Raw genomic sequence first — 10,593 nt, forward strand, 5'->3', positions numbered from 1 at the left:
GGGGTGGACAAGGGGTACGCGCGCCGACGGGTGGCGCTGCCGACGTATCCCTTCCAGCGTGAGCGCTACTGGGTCGAGCGCCCTCGTGAGAACGCTCGCGCCGCGACGCTGACCTCGGGTGGCGCGGGGTTGTTGGGTCGACGCCTCCGCTCTCCCGCGCTCACGCAGACGGTCTTCGAGTCGTCGGTGGGCACCGGCGCGATGCCGTTCCTCGCCGAGCACCAGGTGCACGGTGCGACGGTGCTGCCGGCCACGGTCTACATGGAGCTGGCGCGAGCCGCGGCCGTCGAACTCCTGGGCGCTGGTGCGCATCCGGTGGACGGACTGCTCATCCACGACGCGCTCGTCCTGCGTGGTGCCGCCGAGCGTGTCCTCCAGCTCGTCGTGTCTCCGAGCGGTGATGACACGTACACCTTCCAGCTCTTAAGCGCGGAAGACGAGGGCACCCGAGGCACGAAGGCGCCGAGCTGGACCCTGCACGCATCGGGCAGTCTCGCCAGGGCGCGCGCCGACGTCGTCACCCCCGAGCCACGCCCGCTCTCGGAGCTGCTGGCGCGGTGTCCCGCGGAGGTCCCCGCGGCGAAGCTCTACGCGCACTTAGACGCGCGCGGCATCCACTACGGCCCGGCCTTCAAGGGCCTCGAGCGCATCCGCCTGGGACAAGGTGAAGCGCTGGGCCAGGTGCGACGGCCCGAAACGCTGACGGCCGAGACGTTGGGAGGCCCACTGCACCCCGCGATGCTCGATGCGTGTCTCCAGGTCTGCGGCGCCCTCTTCCTGGGCGAAGGCCGCGACACCCCCGAGGACGTGCTCGTCCTTCCCGTCGGGTTGGAGCGGCTCGTGGTCTGGAGCGAGCCGGGGACGACGTGTTGGAGCCATGTCTCGATGCGGGGGGGCAGCATGTCGACCGGGGATGTCCGCATCCTCGACGAGGCTGGACGGGTGTGCGTCGAGCTGGTGGGGCTGCGCTTCCAACAGGTGAGCCGCTCCGCGCTGCGGCGGATTCTCGGCACGGGGCGGGACTGGACCTACGAACTCGCCTGGGAGCCTCGCTCCTTGACGGCGCTCCCGGACGGGGCGACCTCGGGTGGCACCTGGGTGCTGCTCGCGGATGGGGGCGGTCTGGCGGACGACCTCGCGAAGTCGCTGGAGGCGCGGGGCGCTCGCTGCGTCCGGGTCCTTGCGGGGAGCACCTACGAGGCGCGTGAGGGCGGGACGTACGCGGTCGACCCGACCCGGGCCGAGGACTTCTCGCGACTGCTCCAGGACCTCACCGCGACGGGGGGCGAGCCGTGTCGGGGCATCGTGCACCTGTGGGGGCTCGGGGGCGGGCTGTCCGCGCCGTCGACCCAGGACCTGGCCTGCATGGGGGCGCTCCATCTGGTCCAGGCGTTGAGCCGTGGTGGAGGCACGCCGCCGCCTCGCCTGTGGCTGGTGACGCGCGGCACCCAGCGCACGGGGCACGAGACGGCGCCTCCCTCATTGGCCCATGCGGCGCTCTGGGGCTTGGGTCGTACGCTCGCGGTGGAGCATCCGGAGTCCTGGGGGGCGCTCATCGACCTGGATGGCGACTCGCAGGACGAGGACCTCCGCTCCCTGCGGGACGAGCTGCTGCGGACTCCCGAGGGTGAGCAGGTCGCCATCAGGCGCGGACGGCGATACGTGGCCCGCCTCGTGCGTGGTGACGTGGCCTCGCGCACGACGCCTTCCGTGTCACAACTCCGACGGGATGCGACCTACCTCATCACGGGTGGCCTGGGCGCCCTGGGCCTCCACGTGGCCCGGTGGATGGTGGAGCGCGGCGCACGCCATCTGGTGTTGATGGGACGCAACGAGGCGAGCCCTGGTGCTGAGGCGGCGCTGCGGTCGCTTCGGTCGGCCGGGGCGCGAATCGAGTGCGTGCGAGGGGATGTCTCGCGACCCGAGGACGTCGCGCGGGCGCTGGCCACCCTCTCCGGCGACGCTCCACCGCTGCGCGGCGTGATGCACGTCGCTGGTGTGGTGGAGGACGCGACGCTCCTCCACCAGGACTGGGCCCGCTTCGAGCGCGTGCTCGCACCGAAGCAGCGCGGAAGCTGGAACCTCCATCAGCAGACGCTGGAGCTGCCGCTCGACTTCTTCGTGATGTTCTCGTCCTCCGCCTCGTTGCTGGGGGCCGCGGGGCAGGGCAACTACGCCGCCGCGAACGCGTTCATGGATGCGCTCGCGCACCACCGTCGCGCGCTCGGCCTGAGCGCGGTGAGCATCAACTGGGGCCCCTGGACTGGCGGCGGAATGGCGGCGGCCCTCGAGGTGCCGGAGGCGCGGCGCTGGTTCGAGTGGATTGAACCGGAGCAGGGACTGGAGCTGCTGGGACACGCGATGGAGTCGGGCCGCGCGCAGGTCGCGGTGCTGCCCATCGAGTGGCCCCGGTACCTGCGGCGCTTCGGAGAGGTCGGCGCGCCGAAGGTCCTGTCGGGCCTGCTCGACGAGGCTCGGGCGGGCATGCCCCGCGCGACGGCGTCGCCGATGCGGGCGCGGCTGAAGGGGCTGCCGCGAGGGCGTCAGCAGGAGCTGCTGCTCGAGCACGTGCACCAGCAGGTCGCCCAGGTGCTGGGCTGGGATGCCTCCGCGCCGAGGTCGGGGGGCTTGCGGCTGTTCGACTCGGGCCTGGATTCGCTCATGGCCGTCGAGCTGAAGAACCGTCTCCAGGCGAGCCTGGGCCTCGAGCGCCCCCTGGCGGCCACGCTGGTGTTCGAGCACCCCAGCATCGAGTCGCTGGCCGAGCACCTGGCGCTCGAGGTCTTCGAGCTGGGCCCCCTCGTCCCCACCACGCCGACAGCGCCGGTGGAGGACTCGGGCCCGACGTTGGCGGAGCTGGAGCGGCGCCCCGAGGAGGAGCTGGGGTCGCTGCTCGACGAGAAGCTCGCGGCCCTCGAGAAGCTGATGGGTGAGAGCTAGTCCCCCCGCGGTTGCCTGCCCCGACGTTCATGAGAGAGGCACGACGATGAGCAGCCCCTTGGACCCGCACGAGAACAGTGCACGCCTGGCTCGCGCCCTGGTCGCACTGGAGAAGATGCAAGCGCGGCTGGAGGCGAGCGAGCGCGAGAAGCGCGAGCCCATCGCCATCATCGGCATGGGGTGCCGTTTCCCTGGCGGCGCGAACCACCCCGAGGCGCTCTGGGAGCTGCTGCGTGGCGGCGGTGACGCCATCGTCGAGGTGCCTCCCGACCGGTGGGCCATCGACGACTACTACGACCCGGACCCCGCGGCGGAAGGGAAGATGTACACGCGCTGGGGGGGCTTCCTGAAGGGCGTCCGGCTCGATGAGCTGGATGCCCGGTTCTACGGCATCGCGCCTCGCGAGGCGGCGAGCATGGACCCCCAGCAGCGGTTGATGCTGGAGGTGACGTGGGAGGCGCTCGCCAACGCGGGGCAGGTGCAGGAGCGCATCGCGAACAGCCTCACCGGGGTGTTCGTCGGGGTGATGCTCAACGACTACGCCCAGCTCCAGGCGCAGCAGGCGGACCCGGCGCTGATGGACGCGTATCTGGCGTTCGGCAACGACTCCAGCTTCATGGCCGGGCGCATCTCGTACATCCTCGGCGCCCAGGGGCCGAGCATGGCGGTGAACACCGCCTGCTCCTCCTCGCTCGTGACGGTGCAGCTGGCCTGTCAGAGCCTGCGCGCTCGCGAGAGCAACATGGCCATCGCGGGGGGCGTGAGCGTCATCCTGGCCCCGGACGGGCACATCGTCTCGTCGCGGCTCCGTTCCCAGTCTCCGACGGGGCGGTGCAGGACGTTCGACGCCGCGGCCGACGGCTACGTGCGTGGCGAGGGCTGCGGTGTCGTGGTGCTCAAGCGGCTCTCCGACGCGCTCGCGGACAAGGACCCGGTGCTGGCCGTCATCCGAGGCGGCGCGGTCAATCACGACGGTCCCAGTGGTGGCCTCACGGTGCCGAGCGGTCCCGCGCAGGAGGCGGTGATTCGCCGGGCGCTGGCCAACGCGGGCGTGGAGCCCGCGCAGGTGGACTACGTCGAGGCGCACGGGACGGGGACACCGCTCGGCGACCCGATAGAGGTGCGCGCGCTGCAGAAGGTGTTCGCCCCGGGGCGGGACGCCTCACGGCCCCTCGGCCTGGGCTCCATCAAGACGAACGTCGGGCACCTGGAGGCCGCGGCTGGAATCGCCGGATTGATGAAGGTGGTGCTGATGCTCCAGCACCGCGAGATTCCGCCCCACCTCCACCTGGCGCGGCCCACCACCGCCATCCCCTGGAGCGAGGTGCCCATCTCCATCCCCACCCGCCTCCGTCCCTGGGACAAGGCGTCCGGCAGGCGCGTGGCGGGCGTCAGCTCCTTCGGGCTGAGCGGCATCAACGCGCACCTGCTCGTCGAAGAGGCGCCGGAGCGGGAGTCCGCGCGTCCGACCGAGTCGCCCGAGCGCCCCGCCCACCTGCTGCCGCTGTCCGCTCGCGACGAGAACGCGCTCCAGCAGCTCGCTCGCGAGTACCAGACCTGGCTGGCCGGAGCGCCGGGACGACTGGAGGACATCTGTTACACGGCGAGCGCGCGACGCAGCCACCATGAGCACCGGCTCGCGGTGGTGGGGCGCACGCGCGAGCAGCTGGCGGAGCACCTGGGGGCCTTCCTCCGAGGCGAGCCGGTTCCGGCGGTCTCCCATCGGCGGGCCTCGCCCCGTCGGCCGAAGGTGGTGTTCGTCTTCTCGGGACAGGGCTCCCAGTGGCCCACGATGGCGCGGGAGCTGCTCCGGGTGTCCCCGGTGTTCCGCGCCACGCTGGAGGACTGCGAGCGGGCCATGCGGGCGCACGGGGACCTCGCCCTGCTGGCGTTGCTGGAGAAGAAGGACGACGCCTCGTGGATGGAGGACATCGGCGTCATCCAGCCGATGTTGTTCGCCATCTCGGTGGCGCTCGCCGCGCAGTGGCGCGCCTGGGGCATCCATCCGGACGCGGTGGTGGGCCACAGCATGGGCGAGGTGGCCGCGGCCTGCGTGGCGGGCGTGCTCACCCTGGAGGACGCGGCGCGGGTCATCTGCCGCCGGAGCGCGCTGCTCCGCCGCGTCCGGGGGCAGGGCGGCATGGCGCTCGTGGGGCTCTCGCTCGAGCAGTCGCGGGCCGTGCTCGCGGGCTTCGAGGACCGGCTGTCCATCGCGGCGAGCAATGGTCCGACGACGACGGTGCTGGCGGGAGACTCCGTGGCCTTGCAGGAGGTCATGGAGCGGCTGCGGACCCGCAACGTCTTCTGTCGGGCCATCAAGGTGGATGTCGCCTCCCACTCGCCCCAGGTGGACTCGCTGCTCCCAAAGCTGCGCGAGGCGCTCGGTGGGCTCCAGCCCCGCGCGGCGAACCTGCCCGTGTACTCCACCGTGACCGGAGGACTGACGGACGGGACGGACTGGGATGCGAGCTACTGGCAGCGCAACCTGCGTGAGCCGGTCCTGTTCTCTCCGGTCATCGAGCAGCTGCTCGCCAGCCCGCACCAGGTCTTCGTCGAGCTGAGCCCTCATCCCATCCTGACGCAGTCCATCGAGCGCATCGTCGGAGCGTCGCGCACGGAGGGGCTGGTGCTGCCCTCGCTGCGCAGGGACGAGAGGGAGCTGGAGGTCCTGTTGCAGTCGCTCGGCGCGCTCCACACGGCGGGGCATCCCATCGACTGGCGCGCGGTGTACCCGGAGCCGGGTGAGTGCACGCCCCTGCCGGGCTACCCCTGGCAGCGCTCCCGCTTCTGGCTGGAGCCGCGCCCCGCCGCGCTCCGGAACGTGGCGCGCCCCGTCGACTCCCGTCCGGAGGTGATGGAGGTGCCCTTGGACACGGTGAAGTCCGAGCACGCCGACGGCACGCCGTCCCGCTTCTACGACGACTCCGTGGAGCGGGAGCGGGTGCTCGCGCCCGACGAGGTCTACCTGACCTTCGGCATCCAGCGTCGACCGGTGCCGGGCTTCTCGTGGCTGCTGAGCGTCTACGGACTCCCGGAGCGACCGGAGCACACGGAGTTGCTGTTGGAGGGGCAGCGTGGGCTCCGCTCCGTGTTGTTCCGGGGCGTCCGTTGGTCCTCGGTGCGCAAGGTGCTCGACTTCGGCTGCGGGTACGCCTCGGACCTCATCTCGCTGGCGCGGAAGTTCCCGCACCTGCGGCTGGATGGCTACACCATCTCCGCGGAGCAGGCGGCCATCGACGGTGAGCGGGTGCGGGCGCGTGGGCTCCAGGAGCGTGTCCGCGTCTTCGCACGTGACAGCGCGAAGGAGGCCTTCCCGGACCGCTACGACGTGGCCTTCGGGTTCGAGGTCGCGACCCACGTCGCGGACAAGAAGGCGCTGTTCGCGAACCTCTCCCGGAGCCTCCACAACGGAGGCTTCCTGTTGCTCGCCGACTTCGTCGCCAATGGCGTGTCGGCCATCAACGTCGAGGAGACCGCGTCGTACAACGTCAACGCGGAGGAGTGGGCGGAGTTGCTGGCGCGCCACCGCTTCCGGCTGGTGGAGGGCGTGGACATCAGCCGGGAGGCCGCGTGCTTCCTCGAGGACCCGGGGTTCGACCGTCACCTGGAGGTCGTGGCGGAGCGGTTCAAGCTCAGTGACCTGGTGAAGCGGAACTTCGATGCCATGCGCAACTTCGGCAAGGCGCTCGACAAGGGGTTGATGAGCTATGCGTTGCTCGTCGCCCAGAAGGACGAGCACGCGGGGGCGCCGTACCTGGCGAGGGTGAACCGCGCGAAGCTGGCGTCGCTGACCCCGTTCACCGCGTTCGAGGACGCGGGGGCCTGGGCGGCGCCCGCCGAGGACTCCGAGCTGGAGGGGCTGGCGCCGCTCGCTTCACGCGAGTGGGTCTACGAGGTGACGTGGCCCCAGAAGCCGCGCGTGTCGAAGTCCGAGACGCAGCGGAAGGGTGAGGCTACGGGCCGGTGGTTGATTCTCTGTGACCGCACGGGAACGGGAGAGGCGCTGGCCGCGCGCCTGCGAGCCCGGGGCGAGCGCTGCACGCTGCTGTACGCGGAGCCCGGTGCGCAGGGACTCGCAGCCGATGCGGCGCGCGTCGAGTCGACGAACCCCGCCGAGGGGCAGCGGACGCGCGGAGCCGATGCGGCGCGGGTCGACCCGACGGACCCCGCGGATTGGCAGCGGGTGCTGGAGACGCTGGCCTCGGAGGGCGGCGGCCCCTTCCGAGGTGTGGTGCACCTGTGGAACCTCGACCTCGGCGGCATGGCGCCGGACGCGACGACGCTGGGGCTCGGCTGTGGAAGCCTGCTGACGCTGGTGCAGCGGCTGGGCGGAGGCGTGGGCGCGAACACGCGGCTGTGGTGGGTCACGCGAGGCGCGCAGTCCGTCGGCGACGGAGGTCCCATCTCCGTGACGCAGTCACCCATCTGGGGCGCGGGTCGGGTGCTCGCACTGGAGCACCCCGAGCTGTGGGGCGGGCTCGTGGACCTCTCCGCCTCTCCGGACGCACAAGAGGTCGACGCGCTCTGCGAGGAGCTGTGTGAGCCGGACGGCGAGGACCAGCTCGCCCTGCGTGGGAAGACGCGGCACGTGGCCCGACTCGTCCGTGGCGAGCTTCCTCCTGCGGGCAAGTCACCCTGGAGGAGCGACGGGGCGTACCTCATCACCGGAGGTCTGGGAGGACTGGGGCTCCAGGTCGCGAAGTCACTGGTGGCCCACGGCGTCCGGCACCTGCTCCTGTCGGGTCGTACCGAGCTCCCCGCCCCGAGCGATTGGGCAGCGCTCCCGTCGGACAGCCCGCTCACGTCGCAGGTCCAGGCGCTGCGCGGACTCCAGGCACAAGGGGCATCGGTTCGCTACGTGCGGTGCGACGTCGGTGAGCCGGACCAGGTGCGCGCGCTCATCGATGCATGCGGACAGGGCCCCATTCCGCTCGTGGGCATCTTCCACGCGGCGGGTGTCTCTGCGCACCGCGCGTTGAAGGAGACGGGCCCGGAGGTGCTCTCGTCCGTCTTCCAACCCAAGGCGATGGGCGCCTGGAATCTCCACGAACTCACCCGTCACCTCCCACTCCACTGCTTCGTCCTGTTCTCCTCGGCGTCCTCCGTGTGGGGCTCGCAAGGGATGGCCGCGTACGCGGCGGCGAACCACTTCCTCGACGCCCTCGCGCACCACCGCAAATCCCAGGGACTGGCGGCGACGTGCATCAACTGGGGCCGCTGGAGTGAAGGCGGGATGGCGGGCTCCGAGGAGGCTCAGCGCTTCTTCTCGCAGGTGGGCCTGGAGGCGATGCCGACCGAGGCGGCGCTCACGTTGCTGGAGCGCCTGGTGGGCGCGGGCGTCACCCAGCGGACCGTGGCGTCGGTGGACTGGAGCCGCTTCAAGCCGCTGCAGGAGGCACGGCGACACCGCCCTCTGCTCGAGCACATCTCCGTGGGGGCGCCGGCCCCGAAGGCCCCCCTGGAGCAGGGCTCGGTCACCTCCGAGCTGCTTCGCCGTCTGGAGGAGGCGCCCCTGGGACGCCGCCGCAACGTGTTGCAGGACTTCGTGCGCGGCGAGGCCTCGCGGGTCCTGGGCGCCGAGCCCTCCTCCCTGGCGCCGGGGCAGGGCTTCTTCCAGATGGGCATGAACTCGCTCATGTCCGTCGAGCTGAAGAACCACCTGGAGCGGAGCCTCCGCCACAAGCTCCCGTCCACGCTCGCGTTCGATTATCCGACGGTGGCGGAGTTGACCGACTTCCTGGCGAAGGAGGTCCCCGCGCTCGCGGTGCTCCTTCCCGCTCGGCCCGAGGTGGCGCTCGCCGGCGCCGCTGTCGCCGACGTGGACCCGTTGTTGAAGGACGAAGCCATCTTCGAACTGCTGAGTGAAGCAGAGCGGTTGTCGGAGACCGCGCTGCAATCACTTGCACAGTCTTTCCCTGGTGAGGGCTCAAATGAGTGACGTCATGGAGAAGTTGGTGCGTGGTCTCTCCCCTGAGAAGCGGGTGAACCTCGCCAGGATGCTCCTTCGCTCGGTGGGCGAGAGCGTCCCGGAGAAGAAGACGGCGGAGCCCATCGCCATCATCGGAATCGGCTGCCGGTTCCCGGGCGGCGTGAGTGACGCGGACTCCTTCTGGCGGATGTTGCGAGCGGGCACGGACGCGGTGGGCGAGGTGCCGCCGAGCCGCTGGGACATCGACGCGTACTACGACGCGGACCCCTCCAAGCCCGGGAAGATGTACACGCGCAACGGCGCGTTCCTGGAGGGCGTGGACCTGTTCGACCCGTACTTCTTCGGGATTCCTCCGCGCTCCGCGGTGAACATGGACCCCCAGCACCGGCTGCTGCTGGAGGTGGCCTGGGAGGCGCTGGAGCACGCGGGCATCGCGCCCCAGAGCCTCGCGGGCAGCAAGACGGGGGTGTTCATCGGCGGCGCCACCGGCGACTACACCCAGCTCATCCAGGGCAAGGGCGCCGAGAGCATCGATGCGAGCTACCTCACGGGCAGCCTGCTCACGTTCGCCACGGGGCGGCTGTCCCACTTCTTCGACCTACAGGGGCCGAGCCTCGGCGTGGACACCGCCTGTTCCTCGTCACTCGTCGCGGTCCATCTGGCGTGTCAGAGCCTGCGCTCGGGGGAGAGCTCGCTGTCGCTCGTGGGCGGCGTGAACCTCATCCTGACGCCGCAGGGCACCATCACCACCTGCAAGGCGCGCATGCTCGCCGTGGATGGGCGCTGCAAGACGTTCGACGCCGCGGCGGATGGCTACGGCCGGGGCGAGGGCTGCGGCATGGTCGTGCTCAAGCGCCTCTCGGATGCGCAGGCGGATGGGGACCAGGTCCTGGCCGTCATCCGTGGCACCGCGGTGAACCAGGATGGGCACAGCAGTGATTTGACGGTGCCCAACGGGCTCGCGCAGCAGGCGGTCATTCGTCAGGCGCTGGCGGACGCGGGCCTGGACCCGAAGCAGGTGGGCTACGTGGAGGCGCACGGCACCGGCACGTCGCTGGGAGACCCCATCGAGCTGCGCGCGCTGGGCGCGGTGTTCGGCGAGAAGCGAGACGGCGCCGCGGCCCTCCAGGTCGGCTCGGTGAAGACGAACATCGGTCACCTCGAGTACGCGGCGGGCATCGCGGGGCTCATCAAGCTCGTGCTCTCGTTGAAGCACGGCGAGGTGCCCGCGCATCTGCACTTCAAGCGCGGCAACCCATACATCCCCTGGAACGAACTCCCGGTGGAGATTCCCACCCAGCTCGCGCCGTGGACCGCGCGGGACGGGAAGCGCGTGGGCGGCGTGAGCTCGTTCGGCGCCAGCGGGACGAACGCGCACGTGGTGTTGGAAGAGGCGCCGGAGGTGGAGAGGAAGGGAGGGGCGGAGAGGCCGAGGCACGTGCTGGCGCTGTCAGCGAGGAGCGAGAAGGCGCTGAAGGAGCTTGCGGGGCGGTACGCGAAGGGGCTGGGAGAAGAGGTGGGGGATGCGTGCTTCACGGCGAACACGGGGCGAGGACGCTTCGCGCACCGGGTGGCGGTGGTGGGGAGGACGGGAGAGGAGTTGAGGGAGGAGCTTGCGAGGTACGCGAGCGGTGGCGGGGTGGAGAGGGGAGCGGAGGGACAGGCGAGGAAGGCGGAGGAGGTGGTGCTGCTCTTCACGGGGCAGGGAGTGCAGCACGAGGGGA

The 10,593-nt window shown here is 71.0% G+C and carries 3 protein-coding genes; all 3 read left to right on the top strand.

The features are described 5' to 3' along the window. On the top strand, positions 1-2,940 hold a 2,940-nt coding region (locus K8625_RS43015; RefSeq protein ID WP_305070945.1), incomplete at its 5' end, for a type I polyketide synthase. 46 nt (positions 2,941-2,986) lie between these two features. Then, positions 2,987-8,878: a type I polyketide synthase gene (locus K8625_RS43025; protein WP_223786020.1), complete on the top strand. Its 5,892-nt coding sequence runs from the start codon at positions 2,987-2,989 to the stop codon at positions 8,876-8,878. Next, on the top strand, positions 8,871-10,593 hold a 1,723-nt coding region (locus K8625_RS43030; RefSeq protein ID WP_223786021.1), incomplete at its 3' end, for a type I polyketide synthase. The genes K8625_RS43025 and K8625_RS43030, both read left to right, overlap by 8 nt.

The sequence above is a fragment of the Myxococcus sp. AS-1-15 genome, assembly GCF_020037055.1.
Classification (GTDB): Bacteria; Myxococcota; Myxococcia; order Myxococcales; family Myxococcaceae; genus Myxococcus; species Myxococcus fulvus.